Raw genomic sequence first — 24,701 nt, 5'->3', positions numbered from 1 at the left:
AGACCGACCATGAGCGCCCACGCCCTGCAACGCAATGCCGTCCTCCCTGCCCTGCGCCTGGTTGGCGGCAAAAAACTTTCAGTGGATGACATCTACCCGCGCCTGTTCGACGCCATCCTCGAACAACGCATCGCCCCGGCCAGCCGTTTTACCGAAGAGAGCCTGGGCGAAACCTTTGGTGTGAGCCGCAGCGTGATTCGCCGTGTGCTGGCCAAGCTGTCCCATCAGCAAGTGATCATTCTGCGCCCCAACCAGCGTGCCCAGGTGGCGGCGCCGGATGCGCAACAGACGCGGCAGATCCTGGAAGCACGACGGATGACGGAGATCACCGTGGTGCAGTTGGCGTGCGCCCAAGCGACCACCACGCAGATACGCCAGCTGCGTGAGTTGATTGCACGGGAACGCGACTGCATCGAACGCGACCAGCGCGGGCCGGCCATTCGATTATCCGGGGAGTTTCATCTGCAATTGGCGCAGATGGCAGGCAACGCACCGTTGGCGCAATTCCTCAACAGCCTGGTGCCGTTGACGTCATTGATCATTGCGCAATATGAAGCGAAAGCCTGCACCTACTGTGCGTGGCAGGAGCATCTGGCGATTGTCGATGCGGTGGAGCAACGCGACGTGCGCAGCGCGACACGCCTGATGAGCCGGCATCTGGATCACCTGGAGGACAAACTACTCCCGCTTGGGAAACGCCCGACATAACGAGCGCTCGCTAAGCAGCAGAATGCATTCATTCCTTACATCAAGGCCCACATACGGATGAATACTTCTATGCAACCCCTCGGCTTTACGTTGCTCGCAGCTCTTTTCATACCATCGCTCACGGTTTACGCACACGCCGGTGACGACGTCATCATCACACCCGCGCACCCCGTCTGGTTGCTTGAGCGCCCCGACGTCGACAGCCCGATGTTGACCACCGCACGGACTTTTGGTGACAGCGCTTACAACGACTTCCACACCAGGGCCAGCCTGGAAATCAGCTGCCACCCGGGAAACCCAACGGCCGGGCTGGCGCTGCAGATAACCCCGGAAACGCTGGGCTTGGACATTGAGCCATTTCATGGCAAAGACGCCAGCACCAATGGGCCGTTGCGTGTGACCACGGGAGCACGCACGGCCATTGAGCTTTCGGTCAGTGGCGTCTGGACTTACGCCGGGTCTTTCCAGGTAGGGACGGTCTTTGCGTTCAGCGCCCAAGTGCCGCGCGATGAACTGGCCTACTGGGCCACTGATGCCTCACGGGGCCAGACGCTGAAACTTTGGTTGGCGCCTGCCAAGGCAGGCGGCAAACCGCTGACGGCAACCTTCACGTTGCCGGCAAACAACGATGGGTTGAAAAAAGTTATCCAGCCGTGTTTGGGTGCTGCCGGCGCGTGAGAACGCCTGGATACAGTGTGGGAGCTGGCTTGCCTGCGATAGCGGTCTTTCAGTAACAGGGAGGCTGCTGACCCACCGCTATCGCAGGCAAGCCAGCTCCCACATTGGGTGTGTGGAGTTTGATGAATGTGGCGCCAACAAAAAGCCCCCGCCTCTCACGAGGCGGGGGCTTTTGTTTTACCGAGGGATCAAGCCGGTTGCAGCACCGACTGACCGCTCAATGCCAGGTCGAGCAACTCACGGTTGGCGACCGCATACATGGCGTAGTCCGTGCCGACTGCTGCACGGATTTCGACCATCATTGCGCGCCAGCGATCGGCCATGTCCTGGTGCTGCTCAAGCCACAGGGCCACACGGGCCTCCATGTCTTGTGGCGCATCGGCCATTTGCAGAACCGAAATGGTGATCGCCCGTTGCTGCCAGTCCACATCGTCGCGGAACGCTTCGCGGGCCTGGGCCTGCCAGTTGTTGGCCACCGGCAGATCGCTGATCTGCTGCAGGTACCACGGCAAGTCCAGGGCGCTGCCGACGGCGAAGTAGGCCTTGGCCACTTCGGCGGCGTCATGCCCGGTCACGTCGGCGGCTTCGATGATTGGCAGCAAGGTGTACAGGTGAGTCGTACCTGCAACCATGCGCGCCAACAACTCGGGTACGCCAGCTTCGGTGTAGGCCTGGTAGCGGTTCTGCCAGCCTTCGCGGGTCGGGCCTTCCAGCAGTTCGTCGAGCTTGAGGCCCAACGCCGCCAGGTGCGGACCGAAGTGCGCGGTGTCGCGGCCAGCGTCCTGCTCGTTGCGACGGCTGCGCAGGAACCAGCGCGTAGCGCGACGGCCCAGGCGCATCAGCTCATCCATCAGCTCCAGTTGCACGTCGGCGGACACCTGGTGGTCCAGGGCTTCGATCTGACGGAACCAGTGCGGGAGGTGGAAAATGTCACGCACGATCACATAAGCGCCGGCCACGTTCGCCGGGCTCATGCCGGTCGACTCTTTGAGTCGCTGAACGAAGGTGATGCCCATGTGGTTGACCAGGTCGTTGGCGATCTGGGTGCTGACGATTTCGCGCTTGAGACGGTGACGGCGCATGGCTTCGCCGAACTTGGCCACCAGGCTCGGCGGGAACGCGGTCTCCATGTCACGGGTCAGGTAGTCGTCATCCGGCACCAGCGACTTGAGCAAGGCTTCCTTGAGGTCGATCTTGCTGTAGGAGATCAGCACCGACAGCTCGGGACGGGTCAGGCCCTTACCGGCGGAGGCACGCTCCACAAGCTGCTCTTCGGTCGGAAGGTACTCGATGGCGCGGTCCAGCTTGCCACGGCCTTCCAGGTCGCTCATCAGGCGCTTGTACTCGGCAGCACGCTCGTAAGCCTTGCGCGCGGCCAGGGACAACGCCTGGGTCTGCTTGTAGTTGTTGCCCAACACCAGGTTGCCGACTTCGTCGGTCATGCTCGCCAGCAGCTGGTTACGCTGCTTGTCGGTCATGTCACCGGCCTGCACCACTTCGTTGAGCAGGATCTTGATGTTCACTTCGTGGTCGGAACAGTCCACACCACCGGCGTTGTCGATGAAGTCGGTGTTGGAACCGCCGCCATTAAGGCCGAATTCCACACGGCCCAATTGGGTCATGCCGAGGTTACCGCCCTCGCCCACTACCTTGCAGCGCAGTTCGTTGCCATTGACGCGCAGCGCGTCGTTGGCCTTGTCGCCCACGTCGGCATGGCTTTCGGTGCTGGCCTTGACGTAAGTCCCGATACCGCCGTTCCACAACAGGTCCACCGGCGCCTTGAGCAAGGCGTTGAGCAGTTCGGTCGGGGTCAGCTTGTCGGCCGAGATGTCGAAGCGTTCTTTCATCTGCGGCGAAATGGCGATGCTTTTGGCACTGCGCGAGAAGATCCCGCCGCCTTCGGACATGATGCTGGTGTCGTAGTCGGTCCACGCCGAACGCGGCAGCTCGAACAAACGCTTGCGCTCGACGAAGCTGGTCGCCGGGTTCGGGTTCGGGTCGATGAAGATGTGCAGGTGGTTGAAGGCCGCGACCAGTTGCAGCTTGTCGGACATCAGCAAGCCGTTACCGAACACGTCGCCGGCCATATCGCCGACGCCCACCACCGTGATGCTGTCTTCCTGCACGTTGATGCCGCGCTCACGGAAGTGACGCTGCACACCCACCCACGCGCCCTTGGCGGTGATGCCCATTTTTTTGTGGTCGTAACCGGCCGAACCACCGGAAGCGAACGCATCGCCCAGCCAGAAGCCGTAGTCGATGGCAATGCCGTTGGCGATGTCGGAGAAGGTCGCAGTGCCCTTGTCCGCCGCAACGACCAGGTACGGGTCATCGTCGTCATGCCGCACGACGTTGACCGGTGGCACCAGGGCGCCGTCCTTGAGGTTGTCGGTAATGTCCAACAGGCCGGAGATGAAGATGCGGTAGCAGGCGATGCCCTCGGCCGCGATCTCGTCACGGGTGCCGCCCAATGGCAGGCGACGCGGAAGGAAGCCACCTTTGGCGCCCACCGGCACGATCACCGAGTTCTTCACCTGCTGGGCTTTTACCAGGCCGAGCACTTCGGTGCGGAAGTCTTCTTCACGGTCAGACCAGCGCAGGCCGCCGCGCGCAACGTTACCAAAGCGCAGGTGCACGCCTTCAACGCGCGGCGAGTACACGAAGATTTCAAACTTCGGCACCGGCTTGGGCAGCTCGGGAATCGCACGCGGGTCGAACTTGAAGCTGAAGTACGACTTGTTCTGGCCGTTGGCGTCGGTCTGGTAGAAGTTGGTGCGCAGGGTGGCCTTGATCAGGTCCAGGTAGCGACGCAGGATGCGGTCTTCGTTGAGCACCTGAACATCGTCCAGGGCCGTGAGAATCGCTTGTTCCAGACGTTGCTGCTTGTCTTCGAGGTCGTCGGCGGTGAGCTTGCGCGCCAGGTAGAAGCGGGTCTTGAACAACCGGGTCAACTCGCGGGCGATGTCGGTGTGGTTGTTCAGGGTGCTGGCGATGTAACCCAGGTCGAAGCCCAGGCGGATCTGCTTGAGGTAACGGGCGTAAGCACGCAGCAACGCCACGTCGCGCCAAGGCAGGCCGGCGGTGAGTACCAGACGGTTGAACGCATCGTTTTCGGCATCGCCATGCACGATGTGCACGAACGCGTCCTGCAGGGTGTCGTTGAGCTGCTGGATATCCAGGTTCACGCCTTCGGCGGCGATGAACGCAAAGTCATGGATCCAGAACTCACGGCCATTGGCATGACGCAGGCGGTACGGGAACTCACCCAGCACACGCAGGCCGAGGTTTTCCAGGATCGGCAGCACGTCGGAAAGCGCCAGTGGCGTGTCGGCGTGGTAGAGCTTGCAATGCAGCTCACGCTGGCCGGAGACCTGGCCCAACGGCTGGTAGAAGCTCATGACCAGCGGGTTGGCTTCAGTCAGGCTGTTGAGGTGCTGCATGTCGACCACCGCCGAATGCGCAGCAAAACGCTCGCGGTAACCTGCCGGGAAGCCTTTCGGGAAGTCCGCCAGCACGTTGGTGCCCTGGGCTTCGCCGAAGCTTTCGACCACCAGGCTGGCGTAGTCGTCCTGCCAGCTGCGGCAGGCCTGCACCACTTCTTTTTCCAGTTGAACCGGGTCGATGTCCAGGCGGTTCTTCGGGTCTACCCGCAGAATCAGCTGCACACGGGCCAGTACGGACTCGGAGAAGAAGGTCCAGAACTCGCAGTCCGAAGCTTTCAGGCGATCCATCAGCACTTGCTGGATCTTCTGGCGCACTTCGGTGGAATAGATATCGCGCGGCACGTAGGCCAGGCAGTAGCAGAAACGACCGTACGGGTCCTTGCGCAGGAACACGCGGATCTTGTTGCGTTCCTGGATCTGCACGATCGACATCACGGTGTTGAACAGTTCGTCGACCGGGGTCTGGAACAAGTCATCACGCGGCAACACTTCAACCACCTGGGCCAGTTCTTTGCCCAGGTGCGCCTTGGCCTGGAAGCCCGAGCGGCGCTCGATTTCCGCGACTTTACGGCGAATGTAAGGGATCACTCGCACGCTTTCGCCGTACACCGACGACGTGTAGAGGCCCATGAAGCGGTGTTCCTTGATGACCTTGCCGTCGGCGCTGATCTCACGGATCGACACATAGTCCGGGTAAGCCGGGCGGTGCACGCGGCTTGGGTGCGCGGCCTTGGCGAACGACAGCACGGTCGGTTCACGCAGGTAAGCCACGGCGTAGTCTTCGATGCGCGTATCTTCGGCGGTGAGGCCGGCACGCAGCAGTTTGGTCAGACCGAGGAAGGAGCCGGTGTCATATTCGATATGACCGCCATCCGCCTCGTCACGTACCACAAACTCTTCGTAACCGAGGAAGGTGAAGTGGTTGCCCACCAGCCATTCCAGGAAGCTCTTGATCTCGGCTTTTTCTTCGCCGTCGATGCCGAACTGGCTCGCGTCGATACCGGCCAGCAGGTCCTGGACCTTGGCTTTCATCGGTTCGAAGTCGGCCACGGCCACGCGCACTTCGCCCAACACTTGCTCAAGCTCTTTGCTCAGCACGTTGAGTTCGGCGGCATTGGCGCAACGGTCGATTTCCAGGTACATCAGCGATTCTTGCTGAATGCCTTCGCCCTGGGTGCCTTTTGGCAGGATTTCCAGCAACTCGCCTTTTTTGCCGCGACGCACGCTGAGCACGGTGGTTTGCAGGGTGTGGATGCTGTAGCCACGGCGGTTCAGCTCGGTGCGTACCGAGTCGACCAGAAATGGCAGGTCATGGTGCAGCACTTCAACCGCGGTGTGGGTCGACTGCCAGCCATGACGTTCGTAATCGGGGTTGTAGACCCGCACTTGCGGTTGGGTGTGGTCAAAGCGCTCAAGCAGGCGCCAGGCAGACAGGGTGCAACCGGCCAGGTCGGAAAGGCGACGCTGGGTCAGTTCGTCCAGGGAAATAATGCCGAAGAATTGCTCAGCGAACAGCGCCACTTGTGGCAGTGCCTGTTCACTGATGTGCTGCGCCAGTGCCGCTTGCAGTTGATGCTGGAAGTCGGACTTGCTGGCTGCGGTGAAGAACGCCATCTGTGGTACTCCGCTTGGGCTTGTTATTGATGGAAGCGTCGCGTGTTATCCCCTTGCGGGGAGACCGTCAGCTCTGTTCGTCGGTAACCATATAACGAATCGAGGTGACAGGTGGGTGAAGCTGGACAAGACAATGAGGTCACATACAACTTCCATAAGATGTACGCCACGCCAGGCGACGGTACGACGGGCAGGTCAGGCTCCCGGCACAGGGCACATCCGTTGCGCAGCTTAACGAGTGTAGGAAGACAGCTGCTTGCGACGCTGCGACATATTCGGTCATCGGTACGCAGGCTTGGGGTTGCGACTTGGGCAACCCGAATTTTTCCGAGGAAAAACCGGCTATTTCCAACCTGTCGAGTATCAAAAATGACTGATATTGCCCGTCAGGTCATGCATTGGTTCTGACACAGAATGCAGCACAAAATTCGCCGCAATGGCACAATTGCCTCGCTGCGCCCTCCCCCAGACAGGATTTCCCATGCTGCAAATGAACACTGAAGCGTTGATGGCCACGCCCTGCGACGACGAAGAAGACAACATGGCCATGCTTTGCTGCCACGGCAACAATGGCGAGATGTTCATGCTCAGTCGTTATCCGGACGAGGATGAGGTTGAGCTGACCTGGGACTATGAGCCATCGACCCTGGACGGGCTGAAAGTCACCTTGAGTGACACCACCCTGGTGATTGAACTGGCGGCCGGCGATGCCGATGCGCTGGGTGGCAAGGACTGTTTGGAGATCACCCACACCACCGCTGTGTCGGATATGGCTGAAGTGGAAGAAACCTTGCAGAACATCCTCAAGGACACCGGCACCTTCAGCCGGATTTAAGCTGCGCCAACGCTCAAATGTGGGAGTTGGCTTGCCTGCGATGCAGGCACCTCGGTGTATCAGGCCACCCCAGTTGATGCCATTGCAGGCAAGCCGGCTCCCACAGGGGTCGAGCAACCTTTGGTGGAATGTGTGCGCTGCACACAAAAATCCTACAAGTTTTGCTAAAAATACCGCCCACGCCGTTAGTCGCCGCACCCCGCGATGCATTAAAGTAGACGCCCCAGGCCCGGCGGTTTTTTTGACGTTGGGGCTCATCTCTCCAGGAACCGTCATCGATGGAACATCGTGAAGCGCTGCTTGCGCTGCGAACCTTTCTTTCTACGCAGATTCTCGGCCAGGAAAAACTCATCGATCGCCTGCTGATCGCCCTGCTCGCGGACGGCCATATGCTGGTCGAAGGCGCACCGGGCCTGGCCAAGACCAAGGCCATCAAAGAGTTGGCCGAAGGCATCGAAGCGCAGTTCCATCGTATCCAGTTCACCCCCGACCTGCTGCCCGCCGACATCACCGGCACCGAGATCTATCGCCCGGAAACCGGCAGCTTCGTGTTCCAGCAAGGCCCGATCTTTCACAACCTGGTGCTGGCGGACGAAATCAACCGCGCCCCGGCCAAGGTGCAATCGGCACTGCTCGAAGCCATGGCCGAACGCCAGGTCAGTGTGGGCCGCAGCACCTACGACCTGTCGCCATTGTTTTTGGTGATGGCCACGCAAAACCCCATCGAGCAGGAAGGCACTTACCCGCTGCCAGAAGCCCAGCTCGACCGTTTCCTGATGCACGTCAAAATCGGCTTCCCGGACGCGGCCGTCGAACGGCGCATCCTGCAGCAAGCCCGGGGCGAAGCACTCAATGGCGAAACCAAGCCTGAGCGGCGTGTGAGCCAACAGGCCATCTTTGCTGCGCGCAAGGAAATCCTTGGCCTGTACATGGCCGATGCGGTGGAGGAATACCTGGTGCAACTGGTCATGGCCACACGCACCCCGGCCAAGTTCGACCCGGAGATGGCCGAGTGGATCGCCTATGGCGCCAGCCCGCGCGGCTCCATCGCCCTCGACCGCTGCGCCCGCGCCCATGCCTGGCTGGCCGGGCGCGACTTTGTGAGCCCGGAAGATATCCAGGCGGTGCTGTTCGACGTGCTGCGCCATCGCATCATTCTGTCGTTCGAGGCCGAAGCGGCCGGCATTGACCAGGACCGCGTGGTGCAACGCATTCTCGACGTCGTAGCCGTCGCTTGAACCCCATGAATGCCGGCGATGGAATCCGCGTCACACTCAGCGAATTGATTGAGATGCGCCATCGCGTGCGCGAAGTGCAGCTGTTTTCCACCCCCAGCCAGCGCAGCCCGTTGATCGGCCTGCACCACTCCAAGCTGCGTGGGCGCGGGGTCGACTTCGACCAGGTGCGCGTGTACCAGGCCGGCGATGATGTGCGCACCATCGACTGGCGCGTCACGGCGCGTACCCAGGAGCCGCATACCAAGCTGTTCCACGAAGAACGTGAACGGCCGATTTTCATCATGGTCGAGCAAAGCTGCCGGCTGTTTTTTGGCTCCGGCCAAATGTTCAAATCGGTGCTCGCCGCCCAAGCCGCCAGCCTGATCGGCTGGGCCGCGCTGGGGCATAACGACCGTGTGGGCGGGCTGGTGTTCGGCGACAGCGAACACTACGAAATCAAACCTCGGCGCAGCAAACAAAGCCTGCTGCAATTGCTCAACCGCCTGGTGCGGGTGAACCAGAGCCTGAACACCGAACGTCGCCCCGAAGCCGACGCGTTGGGCATGGCCCTGCGCCGTGGCCGCGAAGTGCTGCGCCCGGGCAGCCTGGTGATTGTGATCTGCGACGAGCGCGCCCTGACCGAAGGCGCCGAGCAACAACTGAGCCTGCTGTCACGGCATTGCGACTTGCTGTTGCTGCCTATTTCTGACCCGCTGGACCACGCCCTGCCTGCTGCGGGGCTGCTGCGTTTCGCGCAAAGAGGCGCGCAACTGGAACTGGACACCCTGAACTTCGATTTGCGCCAGGCTTACAAAGCCCAGGCCGAGGAGCGTATTGCGCGCTGGGAACTGCTCGCACAGAAGCTGCGCATCCTATTGATGCCCTTAAGCACCCAAAGCGAAATGGTCGAGCAATTGCGCGAATACCTCAACCCGCAACGCCCGGTTAAAAAGCAATGAGCAGCCTTGACCAACTGCAGCCCCTGATCGCCCCGCCGGCCATCGGCTTCTGGCCGCCTGCGCTGGGTTGGTGGTTGTTGCTGCTGGTGATTCCCCTGCTGGGCTGGGGCTTGTGGTGGTTGCGCCGGTTCCTGCCCACACGCCGCCCCGTGGCCCGCGCCGAACAACCGCTGGACCCGCTGCGCATCGCCGCCCTCGCCGAACTGGCGCTGATGCCCAAACCCTACGACGGCGCGCCCGCCGGTGCCTGGCTGCAACAACTCAATGGCCTGCTCAAGCGCCTGTGCCGCAACGACTACCCCTACAGCCAGAGCCACACACTCAACGGTCGCAAATGGCTGGCGTTCCTCGACAACCGTTGCCCGGCCGCCGGCCTTACGCGCTGGATGGTGTTGGTCGAAGGCGCCTACAAACCCGAATGCAAACTCGACGACAAGGCCATCGCCGGCTTGACCCAAGCGGTCGATACCTGGATTCGCAAACATGTTTGAGTTCGCCTGGCCGTGGATCTTCGCCCTGTTGCCCTTGCCGTGGTTGATGCGCTTTATCCTGCCGGTGGCCGACAGCGGCGAGCCCGCGCTGAAGGTCAGCTACCTGGCCGACCTTGAAGGCCTGGCGCGCCGCCGTGCGCGGGTCAACCTGCCCGGCTGGCGCCAGCAAGCGCCGTTCGTGGTGCTGTGGTTGCTGCTGTTGACCGCTGCCGCGCGCCCTGAATGGCTCGGCGAACCGCTGCCGATTGCCGCCAGCGGCCGTGACCTGCTGGTGGCTGTGGACGTATCAGGCTCCATGGACTTCCCCGATATGCACTGGCACGACGATGACGTCAGCCGCCTGAGCCTGGTGCAGCATTTGCTCGGCGACTTCCTGGAAAGCCGCGAAGGCGACCGCGTGGGCCTGATCCTGTTCGGCAGCCAGGCGTACCTGCAAGCGCCGCTGACCTTCGACCGGCGCACCGTGCGCACCTGGCTGGATGAAGCGCGCATCGGCATCGCCGGCAAGAACACCGCCATCGGCGATGCGATTGGCCTGGCCCTTAAACGCCTGCGCCAACGCCCGGCGCAAAGCCGTGTGCTGGTGCTGGTCACCGATGGCGCCAACAACGCAGGGCAGATCGACCCGCTGACCGCCGCGCGCCTGGCGGCCGAAGAAGGCGTGAAAATCTACCCGATCGGCATTGGCGCCGACCCGGAGCAAACCGGCTCGTTGGGCATCCTGGGCGTCAACCCGAGCCTGGACCTCGATGAGCCAGCCTTGAAGGCCATCGCGGACGCCACCGGTGGCCGCTACTTCCGCGCGCGCGACGGCGATGAGCTGCAAAAGATCAAGCAAACCCTCGATCAGCTGGAACCGGTGGCCCAACAACCGACCCAGGCACGCCCGGCCCAGGCGCTGTACAGCGCCCCCTTGGCGCTGGCCCTGATACTGAGCATGCTGCTGGTGGTGCAGGAGCGCTGGCCCAATAACGCATTGCAACGCTGGTTCAATAAGCTCTCGACCAAAGGCATTTTTTTGCAGCAACACCCGCAATGGCGCCAACGCCTTAAACGCCTGCGCTTGCGGAGGCGTCGATGATCGACCTGTGGCCACACTGGTTCCGCCCCTGGTGGCTGTTGCTGCTGCCGTTGCTCGGCTGGCTGCTGTGGCAGCTGTGGCACCGGCAAAAGCGCGCCGGGCGCTGGCAGATGATTTTGCCGCCGGCCTTTCATGCGGTACTGCTCAGTGGCGGCAATGGCCGCGAGAGCAAATCACCGTGGGTGGTGCTGGGCATCGCCTGGCTGCTGGCCGTGTTGGCGTTGCTCGGCCCCAGCTGGCAAAGGGTTGAACAGAACAGCCAGAAACCCGCCGACCCGCTGGTGGTGCTGCTGGAACTGACCCCGGAAATGCTTGCCACCGACAGCCCGCCCAATCGCCTGGAGCAGGCGCGGCGCAAGCTCTACGACTTGCTGCAAGCACGTGACAACGCGCCCACCGCCATCGTCGTGTATGCCGGCAGCGCGCACACGCTGGTGCCGCTGTCGGACGACCTGGCCACCAGCCGCAACCTGCTCGAAGCGTTGCGCCCCTCGATCATGCCCGAGCCCGGCCATCGCGCCGATCTGGCGGTGGAAAAAGCCCTGAGCCTGCTCAAGCAAGCCGGCCTTGGCCAGGGGCGCCTGCTGCTGGTGGGCTCGTCACTGTCCAAACAGGAGCGCCAAGGCATCCGCCTGCAATTGCAAGGCGCCCAGGCCCCGGCCCTGTCGATCCTCGGCATCGGCAGCCGCGAAGGCACGCCGGTGACCCAGGAAAGCGGTGAGTTCCTTAAGGATGACCAGGGCGCCATCCTGGTGCCGCGCCTGGACAGCCCGACCCTCAAAGCCTTCGCCAGTGAGATGGGCGGGCGTTACCGCGCCGCGCGCCTGGACGACAAAGACCTGCGCCAACTCAACCTGCTCGACGGCCCGCAACAACTGCGCAATGACGGCCAACTGCTGCACCTCGATACCTGGGCCGACCAGGGATACTGGCTGCTGCTGCCGCTGTTGCTGCTCGCCGCCTGCGCGGGCCGCCGAGGCTGGCTGCTCTGTTTGCCGTTGCTGCTCCTGGGCGCGCCGCAACCCAGCTACGCCTTTGAACTTCAGGACCTGTGGCTGCGCCCCGACCAGCAAGGCCAATACCTGCTGAAGAAAAAGCGCCCCAGCGAGGCCGCCGAACACTTTGAAGACCCGCAATGGCAAGGCGTGGCGCTGTATGAGGCGGGCAACTACGCCGAGGCGATCAAGCGTTTTGCCCAGGGCAATGACGCCTATTCCCACTACAATCGCGGCAATGCCCTGGCCAAATCCGGTGAACTGGAAGCCGCCATCGACGCTTATGAGCAAGCGCTCGAAGCCCAGCCCGACCTGCAACCGGCGTTGAAAAACAAAGCGCTGGTCGAAAGCCTGATCCAGGAAAAAGCCCAGCCCGAACCGGCCAAGCCTGTCAAAAATGAGGATGACGAAACCACCCAACCCGGCCAAACTGCGCAACCGGGCGCCAGCGGCCAAAGGGCCACGGGCGGCGAGCAATCGCCCCAAGGCCAAGGCCAGGCCAGTGCCGGCGATAACCAGACGGGCGCCCCCCCCAAGGCCGGCGGCAATGACGTACCCGGCAGCGAACTGGGCGACGAGCACACCACCACCCCGCCCTTGCGCCCCGCCGATGCCAGCCTCGATGGCGAGCATCGCCAGGCACTGGAGCAATGGCTGCAGCAGATCCCGGACAACCCCGGCGAGCTGCTGCGGCGTAAATTCTGGTACGAACAGCAACAACATCAGGACAAGACTCGATGAGCCGCCGCACCACCCTTCTGCTCCTGCTTGCACTCTCGGCAGGCCACGCCCAGGCGGCCAACCTGGTGGCGAGTGTCGACCGCAGCCGCGTCAATTCCGGGGAAACGGTGGAGCTGACGGTGGAATCCAGTGACGTCACCCAGTTCGGCAAACCCGACTTGTCACCGCTGGATGCGCAGTTCGAAGTCAGCGGCACGCGCCAGATCAACCAGCTCACCACCTTGGGTGGCGATAACCACGCCACCACGCGCTGGATTATCACGTTGCTGCCCAAGGAAAACGGCACCGTAGTGATTCCGCCGCTGCAAGTGGGCGAACTCAAGACCCAGCCGATCAGCCTGCAAGTGCTGGAAACCGCCAGCCAGAACACCAGCGCCGAACTGGCCCCGGTGTTTATCGAAGCCAACCTCGACCAGAGCAGTGTGTACGTGCAGGCCCAGACGCTGTTGACCGTGCGCGTGTACCACTCGGTGTCGCTATATGACGACAGCAGCCTCACGCCGTTGCAAATCCCGGATGCGCGCATCGAGCAATTGGGCGAGTCGCGCACCTACGAAAAGGTCATCAACAGCATTCGCCACGGCGTGATCGAAACCCGTTATGCGATCTACCCGCAGCACAGCGGCGCCCTGGTGATACCGGCGCAGACTTTCAGTGCCACCCTGGTGGAATCGCGGCCGCCCCAGGAGAACACCCTGCAAGGCACCAAACCGGGCAAGTTGATTCATGTCAGCTCGGCCGAGTTGCCACTGACGGTAAAACCCAAGCCGGAATTTTACCCCGCCGACGCCGCCTGGCTGCCTGCGCGCAGCCTGACCCTGAGTGAAGCCTGGAACCCTGAACCCGATCACGTACAAGTCGGCGACTCCCTGACGCGCAGCCTCACGGTCAAGGCCGAGGGTTTGTCCAGCGCACAACTGTCGGCATTGCCCACCAGCGAGATCAACGGCCTGCGCCGTTACCCGGACCAGCCGGTGCTCGCCAACCAGAACAGCGACCGTGGCCTGATCGGCAGCCGTGAAGACCGTGAAGCCCTGGTGCCCACCCGCGCCGGCAGCGTGGAAATGCCCGCCGTGGAAGTGGTGTGGTGGAACACCCACGAAGATCACCTGGAACGCACCAGCCTGCCCGCGCGCACGCTGCAAGTGGCGACCAACCCAAGCCTGGTGGTGGACACGCCCGCCACGCCAACGGTGATTACTGCACCGGACGATAGCCGCCTGTGGCTGTGGCAACTGAGCACCTTGATACTCGCCTGCACCACGCTGCTGGGTTTCGGCCTGTGGTGGCGCGCACGTCGCCAACCTGCCGTGCAGCGCGCCGCACAAACCGGCCCGAGCCCACGCTCGCTGCTGGACGACCTCAAACGCGCCACCCAGGCCAACGACCCACAAGCCACACGCCAGGCGCTGGATGCCTGGGCGCGGCAACAGCCGGAAACCCTGGCCGACATGGCGGCGCGATTTGTGCCGTTGTCGGATGCCCTGGATGGGTTGAATGGCGCGCTGTACAGCGAGAGTGGCCAATACTGGCTGGGTGAAGATTTATGGCGTGCGGTCAAAGCGATTCCGATGGTCGAACGTGCGCAAGACCCGGCCACGGATACCACCAGTTTGCCGCCGTTGTATCCCAAGTAAATTTCTATCTACCTGACACCACAAAACCTAGGTGGGAGCTGGCTTGTCGAGTCGTCGCACCGCTGCGATGCAGACACCTCGGTATTCAGGCAAACCCAGGTCATGCCATCGCAGGCAGGCAGGGGGTCTATGAGCGTATGGGCACAAGCACTATTGCACTATAGCCGTTGCAGTTTGCACTGACAGAACGTGTCATGGGCGAGTCTCTGATTGAGTGAACGGGGCAAAGAAAGCTGTGTGTCCGAAGAGACGGAACCTGTGGTCGGACACCTTGCCCCGATCGGTAAGGTCTGCTTAACGGTGCTTACATTAAGTCTTGTTCCACTGATCCTCGGACTGGGCGCCAAAAATCACATAGGCATTGCCGTTGTTGGTGCCATTAGACGTGACATGGCGGCTAGGGTTGGGATCCAAACGGTGGTCACTGCGCAGCGCCCCATAACCCTGCTCTGTGAAGTCCTTCCACATCCCGGCCGGCGTGCCACGACGAGCATCGCCACTGCGTGTGATGCCTTCCAGATCGCCGTTATCCGAGTACTTGCCACGACTTTTACCCGTTGCGGTCAACGAGGTGTCAATCCAGTTGAGGACACGGGCGGCATTAAAAGCGGCGTCCGCCCTGGACACTGGATCAGGATTACTGTCAGTCCAGTTACCCAGGCGCTCATAGGCCAATTGACGATTAATATCTTTTTGAAAGCCCAAATTTTTCAAAATGGGGTTGTCATTAATGATTTGCTCGGCACTACGGTTATCGCCCTCAGGCCGCTTGATGTTCTGCTGGGGAACAAAATGCTGGTTCCTCTCGCTTCGGTAGTTGGGCATACCGATATCAGCAGTGACGCTCACGCGACTATTCGCGGTGTAGGCGCCTACGCTGACGTTCGCATTGTAGACCGTAGGCAGTACAGGAATGGAAGTAGTCATCTTACGTAGTACTCTTCGTTATTTATGATAAGAACCCACTGTCAATACCAGTGCGAAAAGTGATTGGTGCCTGAGAACAGTTCGGTTCCCTCTGCGTCCCACGCGAAGGCGTGACAAAATATGTGTGCATTGTTAAAGGCCAGCAATCCGTATCCCTTTAACTTGCAGGAAGTTTCCTAGACAATCCTTTGGCCTTGCGCCTGCTCACTTCACTGGCTAGCCTTCGCTTCGTCGCTGCCTATCAGCGATCGGGTGTGAGAACCTGTGAACCAGTAGGCGCCAAGCGCCGCAACCGCGAGCAACATGCTCTATGGCGGCTGTGTGCAGGCAGACTTTGGTCTGGCTGGAGTCCTACTGTCCGGTATTCTCACCCTGCACATAGCTGCCACCCTTTTGTCGAGTGAGACCGACATCCGGATGGCTCCTTTTCAGTAGGAATCTCCGTATGACAAAAATCGTCCCAGACCCACCCCGCCTCACCCCCGACCGCGAACTCTTTGAACGCGCCCTCAGCCACTCTCTACAACCCGACTCGCCGCCCGCCTTCGCCGTGCATCACGACTTCAGCTTCGAAGACGCCCTCGCCCAAATCTGCGACGTGCTGCGCTGTGCAGCCGCCACCGCAGCGGGCACCCGCCAGGCGCTGACGGGTGATGAACGCCATATGGCCGGCGCCACCGAGCACTTGGTCAACCAGGCCAAAACCCTCGCAGACCGTGCGCTGGAGTGCCTGCACGCCGCGTAGCCCTCTGCCGGAACTGGCTTGTGTGGGAGCTGGTTTGCCTGCGATGGCCATAGGTCTCTACACAGCCGCTTAACACAAAGTCTGTGGCCAGTGGGCTGTTGTGGCGAGCAGGCTTGTCCTGCGTTGGACTGCGAAGCGGCCCCACACCCGGACACTGAGTTTTTTCAGGAAAATTGCAGTGGCTTGACTGGGGCCGCTTCGCGGCCCAACGCAGGACAAGCCTGCTCGCCACAGGAGAAATTGGCTGCCTTCAGAAGGTGTGTAGAGACCTATGGCCATCGCAGGCAAGCCAGCTCCCACAATTGATGGGTGTGGGCATGGCTTAATAGGCGGTCAAGCCTCAGCCAAATGTTAGCGGTAAGTGTCGCGGTAGTTGCCTTCAGCGGTCACATTCGCGTCATTGGTCCATTCCAGACGACGATCGCGGTTCAGGATGTCGTAGCCATGCTCTATAAACCCCTCCCACGCCCCGGCTGGCGTGCCGAAGGCGGCGTAGCCGGTTTGGGTGTAGCCCTCCAGGACGCCGTTGTTGGAGTACTCACCGCGGTCTTCGCCCACTGCCGTCAACGACGTGTCAATCCAGTTGAGAACCCGGGCAGCATTGTAGGCAGCGTCCGCCCTCGACGCCGGATCAGGGTTATTGGCGCTCCAATCGCCCAGACGCTCCTTGATGAGTGCCAGGTGGATGTCTTTTTGAGGCCCCAGATTTTTTAGAATGGGGTTGTCGAGAATAATCTGCTCGGCGCTACGACGATCATTCGCGGGCCGCTGGACGTTCTGCGTGGGCACGCTGCCCAAGGCTTTTTCACCGGTGATGGCAACAGAAGAAGTAGAGCGCGCGACCGTCACTTTTGCAGGACTTAGCAGTTGCTCAAGCAGAGGCCTGACGAAGTGAAAACCAACGGAAAAATTAAGCATCTGAATAACCCTTGAATAGACGTAGAGAGAGGCCACCGCCAAGCGGGGCACACAAGGTAGTTGGCACCCGCCAGGCGCCCGGTTCCCCTCTAAATGGCAAGGGTTGTTGCGCATTATTAAAGGCCAGCAGTCCATATCCCTTTAATTTGCAGGAAGTTTCCTAGACAATCCTTTGGCCTTGCGCCTGCTCATTTCACTGGCTAGCCTTCGCTCCGTCGCTGCCTATCAGCGATCAGGGGTGAGATCCTGTGAACGGAGTGCCAAGTGCCACAACCGCGAGCAACATGCTCTATGGCGGCTGTGTGCGGGCAGACTTTGGTCTGGCCGGGTGCTCCTGACCGGTTATCTCACCCCGCACATAGCTGCCACCTTTTGTCGAGTGAGATCTGCAAAAGAATGGCTCCCAAACTTAGGAGTTTCATTCATGAAAAAAATCGTCCCAGACCCACCCCGCTTCACCCCCGACCGCGAACTCTTTGAGCGCGCCCTCAGCCATTATCTACAACCCGACTCGCCGCCCGCCTTCGCCGTGCATCACGACCTCAGCTTCGAAGACGCCCTCGCCCAAATCTGCGACGTGCTGCGCTGTGCAGCCGCCACCGCAGCGGGCACCCGCCAGGCGCTGACGGGTGATGAACGCCACATGGCCGGCGCCACCGAGCACTTGGTCAACCAGGCCAAAACCCTCGCAGACCGTGCGCTGGAGTGCCTGCACGCCGCGTAGCCTTCTGCCGGAACTGGCTTGTGGGGGGGCGCTGGCTTGCCTGCGATGGCCATAGGTCTCTACACACCTTCTGAAGGCAGCCAATTTCTCCTGTGGCGAGCAGGCTTGTCCTGCGTTGGGCCGCGAAGCGGCCCCAGTAAAGCCGCTGCGATTTTCCTGGAAGAACTCAGTGTCCGGGTTTGGGGCTGCTTCGCAGCCCAACGCAGGACAAGCCTGCTCGCCACAACAGCCCACTGGCCACAGGCTTGGTGTTAACCGGTTGTGTAGATACCTATGGCCATCGCAGGCAAGCGCCCACTGGTCAGCGTCTACGCGTGAACGTCAGGTCTTTGCGCGGCTGAGTTTGTAGACATAGGCGATGTTTTCGATATCGAAGCGGCCGTCCTGCTTACCCGGCCCATCGTCGCCAATCCCGATATCCAGCGCCAGCAGCAACTCAGGGCGGGCCAGAAGTTCCAAAGCGCTCTCTTGTGCCTGTGCCGAAAACGTCCGGGTGCTGGGCACCATGCCGGCGGCTTCTTTCAACTCATTAATGTTCACAAAACGGTCGTTTTTACCGGCGGCAAACTCGCGGAAGTAGTAGGCGATGTGCCGCAGTAAGTACTCGTCGCTCCAGAACGGCTGCGGCCCGAGTGTAGGCGGCCCGTCTTCGAGTGGCGTCAGCCATTGCTTATCGCTGAGCGCGCCATAACCCTCCTGACTGAAGGCTTGCCACATACTTGCCGGTGTTTCGGCCACCGCGTAGCCGCTGCTGGTGAACCCTTCCAATACACCGTTGTTTGCGTCCTGACTGCGGATTTTGCCGGTTGCGCTCAGGGACCCATCAATCCAGTTGAGCACTCTGGCCGCGTTGTAGGCCGCATCCGCTCTGGACTGGGGATAAGGGTTACTGGAGGTCCAATCACCCAATTGTTTATAGGCCATTTCAAAGTAGATATTTTTTTCACGCACCGGTTGTCTCACGACTATTTTGCCGTTCACTTTCCCCACCCAGTCACGACGAATATCTCTTTGGCTGTCCAGCCATTTGAGTATGGGGTTGTCATTAATGATTTGCTCAGCAGACCGAGTATCGCCCGGGGGACGCTGGAGGTTTTCTTTCGGGACAACAGACTGATTTTTCTCGCCGCGCAGCGGGTCGATGGGGCCGCGCGCAGGCGTTGGCACATAGATGGGGAAGAGTTCCCCTTCAGTAAACCCAGGTCGTGCGGGTTCGTGCTGATAAATGTTACCTAGAGACATGGGGCAGTGACTCCAAAAGGACAAAGAGAGACCTCGCTGAACACAGGAGGTCATTCTTATTGACGCAGGCCATGACGCTGGTTCCCTTACAGGGAACACCGAATGAGGCTGCATTCGTCGGCAAATGTTTCCACTGTGGTGTGGCGAAGATTACCCGGTCGCTCCCCCGACAAGCCCGCATGCCAGCGGTTTTTACAGGTAAACTCCCCTCTTTTTACCGCCCTTCTCTGTTCACGGCGGCCATTCACCTCTTGTATTTAACGGAGTTCGCCTTGCGTCTGTTCCACACCTCCGACTGGCACCTTGGCCAAAACCTGCACGGCCAGGAACGCGACTTCGAACACGCTTGTTTTCTCGAGTGGCTGCTGGGCCAGTTGAAAGCCGAGCAGCCGGATGCGCTGCTGATCGCCGGCGATATCTTCGACACGGTCAACCCGCCACTCAAGGCCCAGGAGCGCCTGTATGACTTCATCATCAGCGCCCACGAACAAAACCCCAAACTGACCATTGTGATGATCGCCGGCAACCACGATTCCGGCTCGCGGATCGAACTGCCCGCGCCGTTGATGCGCCGTTTGCGCACCCATGCGCTGGGCCGCGTGCTGTGGCTGGATGACGGCCAATTGGACGCCGAGCGCCTGCTGATCCCGCTGCCCGACGCCAAAGGCAAGATCGCCGCCTGGTGCCTGGCACTGCCGTTTTTGCGCCCGGCGGAAGTCACGGGTGCGCACTTGGGCGATGATTACCTGCGTGGTATCGGCCAAGTGCATGAATGGCTGATCGCGGCTGCCAATGCCAAGCGCAAGAAAGGCCAGGCGCTGATTGCCATCAGCCATGCGCACATGGCCGGTGGTTCGGTGTCCGAGGATTCCGAGCGCAGCCTGATTATCGGCAATGCCGAAGCCCTGCCTGCCAGCCTGTTCGACGCCAGTGTGAGCTATGTGGCACTGGGCCATTTGCACAAGCCGCAGCAGGTCAACGGCGAAGAGCGTATTCGCTACAGCGGCTCGCCCATTCCCCTGTCGTTTTCCGAAATCGGCTACAAGCACCAGATTCTCGATGTGACCTTCCAGGGCCAGCGCCTGGTGGGCGTGGAGCCACGCCTGATCCCACGCTCGGTCAACCTGCAACGGCTGGACGCCGCACCACTGGCGGATATCCTCGCGCAACTGGCCGACCTGCCCGACATCGACCTGCTCGCCGAAACCCAGCGCCACCCTTGGCTGGAAGTGCGCGTGCGCCTCGACGAGCCGCAACCGGACCTGCGCCAGCAAATCGAAACCGCCCTGCAAGGCAAGGCCGTGCGCCTGGTGCGCATCGCCGCCGAATACGCGGGCAAACGCGGCAGCGACGACACGGACGAAGACCGCCTGGTCGAACTGGACCAGCTCACGCCCCAGGAGCTGTTCAGCCGCGCCTGGCAGGACAACTACGGCAGTGAGGTGGATGAACAGACCTTGAAGGATTTCGCCGTGCTGCTCCAGGAAGTGCAACAGGAGGGCGAACAGCCATGAAGATCCTCGCCATCCGCCTGAAAAACCTCGCCTCCCTGGCCGGCCCGTTTGAAATCGACTTCACCGCCGAGCCCCTGGCCAGTGCCGGGTTGTTCGCAATTACCGGCCCTACCGGGGCGGGTAAAAGTACCCTGCTGGATGCCTTGTGCCTGGCCCTGTTTGGAGCCGTGCCGCGCCTGGGCGATACCGGCCAGGCGAAGATGCCGGATGCCGACAGCGATATCTCCATCGGCGACCCGCGCACCCTGATCCGCCGCGGCACCGGCGGCGGGTATGCCGAGGTGGATTTTGTCGGCGTCAACGGCCGTCGCTACCGGGCACGCTGGGAAGCCAACCGCGCGCGCGACAAGGCCAGCGGCAAGTTGCAAAACAGCCGCCAAAGCCTGATCGACCTGGACAGCGACCAACTGCTGGCCAGCCAGAAAACCGAATACAAAACCCAGCTGGAACTGGCCCTGGGCTTGAACTTCGAGCAGTTCACCCGTGCCGTATTGCTGGCGCAAAGTGAGTTCAGCGCGTTCCTCAAAGCCAACGACAATGAGCGCAGCGAACTGCTGGAAAAGCTCACCGACACCGCGCTGTACACCCAGCTCGGCCGCCGCGCCTTCGACAAGGCCAAGGATGCCCGGGACGCGCATAAACAGCTGCAAGACCAGGCCACCGGCCTGGTGCCGCTGGCGCCTGAGGCCCGCGCCGAACTTGACCAGCAATTGGCCGAGGCGCAGCAGCACCTCAAGACCCAGCAGGCCCAACTCAAACAGCTCGAGCTGCAACACACCTGGCTCAAGGAACTGCGCGAATGGCAAGAGCGCCAGCTCAGTGCCACCGAACAGTTGCAGCAAGCCCAACAGGTCTGGGACAGCCAAGGCCCGCAACGTCAGGACCTGAACCGCCTGGAGCAGTTAGCGCCACAACGCCATCAGTTCGCACGCCTGGCTGAACTCGACACCCTGCTTACGCCGCTGGCGGTGCAGATTCAACAGCACCTGGAGCAGCAAACCGCGTTGCAAACACGCCAGGAGCAGGCGCAACAACAGCAGGCCGCCGCCCAGGTCGCCTTGGCTGACGCCTTGAAACACCAGGCCGACGCCGTGCCCTTGCTGCGCCAGGCGTTCGAACAGCAGAGCACCCTCGCCCACCTGAGCAAAGACCTGGCCAAACGCAGCGACGACAAGCAGCAACAGGACACCGCCTGCGCCGAAGGGCAATCATTGCTCAATGGCTTGCTGGAGAAGCAGGCCCAGGTTACCGGGCGCCTGCAACGCCTGGCCGCTGAACTTGAGCGCAGCGCCGCGTTGGCACCGCTCAGCGACGCCTGGACCGCCTATCGCGACCGCCTGCAACAGCTGATGCTGATCGGCAACCGCCTGAACAAGGGCCAGGCCGAACTGCCGCAGCTTGAACACAAAGCCACCACCGCTGCCGAAAAATTCACCCAGCAACGCGAGGCGTTGGACCTGCTGTACCAGGAAGCCGGTGCCGAACCGCACGCCGTCGCCGAGCAGGTCCAGTTACTCGCAAGCCTGCTGCAGGACAATCGCAAGCAGCAACGCGCCTTCGAGGACCTCACGCGCCTGTGGGACAGCCAGCAGCAACTGGATCTACACAGTGCCGCGTTGACGCAAAAACTCGCAGACGCACAGCAACAGCGCGAACAACTGAACCAGACCGGCCTGCAAACCAAGGCCGAACTGAGCGTGGCCGAGCAAACCCTGTCGGTCACCAAGCAACTGCTGGAACGCCAGCGCCTGGCGCGCAGTGCCAGTGTCGAGGAGTTGCGCGAGCAGTTGCAGGACGACCAGCCGTGCCCGGTGTGCGGCAGCCATGAGCATCCGTACCATCAACCCGAAGCCTTGCTGCAAAGCCTTGGCCGCCATGATGAAAACGAAGAAGCCACGGCGCAGAAGGCCGTCGACACCCTCAAGGAAAAACTCACCGAACTGCGTGCCGTAGTGGGCGGCTTGATCGCCCAGCAAAAGGAGTTCCTGCTACAGCAGGAGCAGTTGGCGGCGCAACAGCAGAGCCTGACGCCAAGCCTGCAAGCGCACCCGTTGTCCGCCTCGCTGTTCAACCAGGACGCCGCCAAACGCAGCGCCTGGCTGGGCCAGCAGTTGAGTCAGCTGACGCAGAACATTGCCCAGGATGAGCAACGCCAAAGCGCCCTGCTCAACCTGCAACAAAATGCCGGGCGTTTGCAGCAACAGCTGCAAGCGGCCCAGGATGCCAGTCAGCAAGCCCGCCAGTTGCTGGTGGACCAGCAACGCGAACTGTCCAACGACCGTGAGCGCCTGGACGAAGAACTGCACGCCTTCGCCGGCCTGCTACCGGCCGATACCCTCGAAGGTTTGCGCCGTGAACCGGCAGCCACCTTTATGCAACTGGACCAGCACGTCAGCCAGCGCCTGGAACAGTTGGGCCATCAGCGCGATGAGTTGGCCGAACAGCAAGAGCGCCAGCAGGCCATCGAGAAAGAGCAGACCCATCAGCAGCATCGCCAGCAGCAGCTGGAAGCCTTGCAGCAGCAAGTCAGCGAGCTGACCACGCAGCAACAAGCCGCCCAGGCACAGCTCAGCGCATTGCTGGGCGAACACGCCACTGCCGAACAGTGGCAACAGCAGCTGGATCAGGCCGTGGCGCAATCACGCCGCAGCGACAGCGACGCCAGCCAACAGCTGCAAGACAGCCGCGATGCCCTGATCCAATTGGCCGCCGACCTCAAGGCCCTGCAGGAACGCCAACAGGCGCTGACCGCCGAGCAGCACACCCTCGCCGCGCGCCTGGGTGAATGGCGCGCGCTTCATCCAGAACTCGATAACGACGGGCTTACGCGTTTGCTGGCCTTTGATGACAGCCAAGTGGGCGCCTTGCGCCAGCAGTTGCAGCACAGCGAAAAAGCCGTGGAGCAAGCCAAGGTGTTGTTGCAGGAGCGCCAACAGCGCCTGGCCGAACACCAGGCCTTGCACAATGGCAACCTGGACGCCGAACAGCTGGACAGCCAGCTTGCCGCGCTTAATCAGCAATTGGCCGAGGGCGACAGCCGCTGCGCCGAATTGCGCGCCCGTCAGTCCGAAGACCAACGTCGCCAGGACGCCAACCATGTCCTGGGCGAGCATATCGCCAAGGCCTATGACGAGTGGCAGCGCTGGGCACGCTTGAATGCGCTGATTGGCTCGGCCACTGGCGACACGTTCCGCAAGATCGCCCAGGCCTATAACCTCGACCTGCTGGTACACCACGCCAACGTGCAGTTGCGCCAACTGGTGCGCCGCTATCGCCTCAAGCGCGGCGGCAGCATGTTGGGGCTGTTGGTCATGGACACGGAGATGGGCGATGAATTGCGCTCGGTGCATTCGCTGTCGGGTGGTGAGACGTTCCTGGTGTCGCTGGCGCTGGCGTTGGGGCTGGCGTCGATGGCATCGAGCACCTTGAAGATTGAGTCGTTGTTTATCGACGAAGGCTTCGGCAGCCTCGACCCCGAGTCGCTGCAGTTGGCAATGGACGCGCTCGACGGTTTGCAGGCTCAGGGCCGCAAGGTGGCGGTGATCTCTCACGTGCAGGAAATGCATGAGCGCATCCCGGTGCAGATCCAGGTCAAGCGCCAGGGCAATGGTTTGAGTACGCTGGAGGTCAAGTGAGCGAGGCGCTGCTGTATTCGTTTCGGCGCTGCCCGTATGCGATGCGGGCACGCCTGGCCTTGCGCTACTCGGGCGTGCCCGTGCAAATCATCGAAGTGAGCCTCAAGGCCAAGCCGGCCGAGATGCTCGCGCTGTCGCCCAAGGGCACGGTGCCGGTGCTTTGCGTGGGCGGCCGGGTGATCGAGGAAAGCCTGGAGATCATGCAATGGGCGCTGGCGCAGCACGATCCTGACGACTGGTCGCTACAAGGCGACCCGAGGGTTCAGGCACTGATTGCTGAGAACGACCAGGCGTTCAAACATCATTTGAATCGATACAAGTACGCCGAGCGCTACCCGGAGCAGCCGATGGAACACTATCGGGCCGAGGGCGAGGTGTTTTTGCACAAGCTGGAAGCGTTACTGGCAAGCAATGATTATTTGCTGGCCGAGCATTTGAGCCTGGCCGATATGGCACTGGCGCCGTTTGTGCGCCAGTTTGCGCATGTGGACCGCGAGTGGTTTGCGCAGACGCCGTACAAGCGCTTGCAGCATTGGTTGCAACGCTTTCTGGAGTCGCCGCTGTTTGTGGCGGTGATGGCAAAACCCTGAGATCCAC

Annotated in this window: 18 protein-coding genes; 14 read left to right on the top strand and 4 right to left on the bottom strand. The window is 61.5% G+C overall.

Going from position 1 to position 24,701, the window contains the following annotated elements; genetic code table 11:
- The first annotated feature begins 9 nt into the window (after positions 1-9).
- Both QF043_RS11635 and QF043_RS11630 read left to right on the top strand, forming a co-directional pair.
- Positions 10-708, top strand: a complete 699-nt coding sequence (locus QF043_RS11635) for a GntR family transcriptional regulator (protein WP_307418582.1) — start codon at positions 10-12, stop codon at positions 706-708.
- A 57-nt stretch (positions 709-765) separates the two neighbouring features.
- Positions 766-1,386 (top strand): hypothetical protein, encoded by a 621-nt coding sequence (locus QF043_RS11630; RefSeq protein WP_307418581.1) that lies wholly within the window; start codon positions 766-768, stop codon positions 1,384-1,386.
- A 188-nt stretch (positions 1,387-1,574) separates the two neighbouring features.
- Here the strand turns inward: QF043_RS11630 and QF043_RS11625 are convergent, their stop codons facing one another.
- Positions 1,575-6,443: an NAD-glutamate dehydrogenase gene (locus QF043_RS11625; protein WP_307418580.1), complete on the bottom strand. Its 4,869-nt coding sequence runs from the start codon at positions 6,441-6,443 to the stop codon at positions 1,575-1,577.
- 481 nt (positions 6,444-6,924) lie between these two features.
- Between QF043_RS11625 and QF043_RS11620 the strand changes: the two genes are divergently transcribed.
- From QF043_RS11620 to QF043_RS11590, 7 genes are all read left to right on the top strand, one after another.
- Positions 6,925-7,278: a hypothetical protein gene (locus tag QF043_RS11620; RefSeq protein ID WP_307418579.1), complete on the top strand. Its 354-nt coding sequence runs from the start codon at positions 6,925-6,927 to the stop codon at positions 7,276-7,278.
- A gap of 278 nt (positions 7,279-7,556) precedes the next feature.
- Complete coding sequence (locus QF043_RS11615; protein WP_003174327.1) at positions 7,557-8,516, top strand: MoxR family ATPase; 960 nt, start codon at positions 7,557-7,559, stop codon at positions 8,514-8,516.
- A gap of 5 nt (positions 8,517-8,521) precedes the next feature.
- A complete protein-coding gene (locus tag QF043_RS11610) occupies positions 8,522-9,454 on the top strand; it encodes a DUF58 domain-containing protein (protein WP_307418578.1) in 933 nt (310 codons plus the stop codon).
- Positions 9,451-9,945, top strand: coding sequence for a DUF4381 domain-containing protein (locus QF043_RS11605; RefSeq protein WP_307418577.1), 495 nt, complete (start codon positions 9,451-9,453; stop codon positions 9,943-9,945). The genes QF043_RS11610 and QF043_RS11605 overlap by 4 nt, the downstream gene beginning before the upstream one ends.
- Entirely contained in the window at positions 9,938-11,026 is a 1,089-nt protein-coding gene (locus QF043_RS11600) for a VWA domain-containing protein (protein WP_056860264.1), read from the top strand. The genes QF043_RS11605 and QF043_RS11600 overlap by 8 nt, the downstream gene beginning before the upstream one ends.
- Positions 11,023-12,762: a tetratricopeptide repeat protein gene (locus QF043_RS11595; RefSeq protein ID WP_307418576.1), complete on the top strand. Its 1,740-nt coding sequence runs from the start codon at positions 11,023-11,025 to the stop codon at positions 12,760-12,762. Before QF043_RS11600 ends, QF043_RS11595 begins: the two co-directional genes overlap by 4 nt.
- Positions 12,759-14,399 carry a BatD family protein gene (locus QF043_RS11590; RefSeq protein ID WP_307418575.1) on the top strand — a complete coding sequence of 547 codons (1,641 nt, stop codon included), beginning with the start codon at positions 12,759-12,761 and terminating at the stop codon, positions 14,397-14,399. The genes QF043_RS11595 and QF043_RS11590 overlap by 4 nt, the downstream gene beginning before the upstream one ends.
- A gap of 309 nt (positions 14,400-14,708) precedes the next feature.
- Here QF043_RS11590 and QF043_RS11585 read toward each other — a convergent pair whose 3' ends face one another.
- Positions 14,709-15,326, bottom strand: coding sequence for a hypothetical protein (locus tag QF043_RS11585; RefSeq protein ID WP_307418574.1), 618 nt, complete (start codon positions 15,324-15,326; stop codon positions 14,709-14,711).
- A 445-nt stretch (positions 15,327-15,771) separates the two neighbouring features.
- On the opposite strand from QF043_RS11585, the gene QF043_RS11580 reads away from it, so the two are divergent.
- Positions 15,772-16,071 (top strand): DUF6124 family protein, encoded by a 300-nt coding sequence (locus QF043_RS11580; RefSeq protein ID WP_307418573.1) that lies wholly within the window; start codon positions 15,772-15,774, stop codon positions 16,069-16,071.
- 351 nt (positions 16,072-16,422) lie between these two features.
- Here QF043_RS11580 and QF043_RS11575 read toward each other — a convergent pair whose 3' ends face one another.
- Complete coding sequence (locus tag QF043_RS11575) at positions 16,423-16,989, bottom strand: hypothetical protein (protein ID WP_307418572.1); 567 nt, start codon at positions 16,987-16,989, stop codon at positions 16,423-16,425.
- A 424-nt stretch (positions 16,990-17,413) separates the two neighbouring features.
- On the opposite strand from QF043_RS11575, the gene QF043_RS11570 reads away from it, so the two are divergent.
- Entirely contained in the window at positions 17,414-17,713 is a 300-nt protein-coding gene (locus QF043_RS11570; protein WP_307418571.1) for a DUF6124 family protein, read from the top strand.
- A gap of 321 nt (positions 17,714-18,034) precedes the next feature.
- Here QF043_RS11570 and QF043_RS11565 read toward each other — a convergent pair whose 3' ends face one another.
- Positions 18,035-18,955 (bottom strand): hypothetical protein, encoded by a 921-nt coding sequence (locus QF043_RS11565; protein WP_307418570.1) that lies wholly within the window; start codon positions 18,953-18,955, stop codon positions 18,035-18,037.
- Between the two features lie 272 nt (positions 18,956-19,227).
- On the opposite strand from QF043_RS11565, the gene QF043_RS11560 reads away from it, so the two are divergent.
- From QF043_RS11560 to QF043_RS11550, 3 genes are read left to right on the top strand one after another with little or no spacing between them, the layout of a single operon-like run.
- The gene (locus tag QF043_RS11560) at positions 19,228-20,469 is read left to right on the top strand and encodes an exonuclease SbcCD subunit D C-terminal domain-containing protein (RefSeq protein ID WP_307418569.1); all 1,242 of its coding nucleotides are present in this window, start codon (positions 19,228-19,230) and stop codon (positions 20,467-20,469) included.
- The gene (locus QF043_RS11555; RefSeq protein ID WP_307418568.1) at positions 20,466-24,104 is read left to right on the top strand and encodes an AAA family ATPase; all 3,639 of its coding nucleotides are present in this window, start codon (positions 20,466-20,468) and stop codon (positions 24,102-24,104) included. Before QF043_RS11560 ends, QF043_RS11555 begins: the two co-directional genes overlap by 4 nt.
- Entirely contained in the window at positions 24,101-24,694 is a 594-nt protein-coding gene (locus QF043_RS11550; protein WP_307418567.1) for a glutathione S-transferase, read from the top strand. Before QF043_RS11555 ends, QF043_RS11550 begins: the two co-directional genes overlap by 4 nt.
- Positions 24,695-24,701 lie beyond the last annotated feature (7 nt).

Origin of the sequence: Pseudomonas sp. W3I7, from assembly GCF_030816095.1 — a bacterium.
GTDB classification, from domain to species: Bacteria; Pseudomonadota; Gammaproteobacteria; order Pseudomonadales; family Pseudomonadaceae; genus Aquipseudomonas; species Aquipseudomonas salomonii.
The sequence above is the reverse complement of the archived record's forward strand: the minus strand, read 5'-3'. Positions and strand labels throughout refer to the sequence as shown.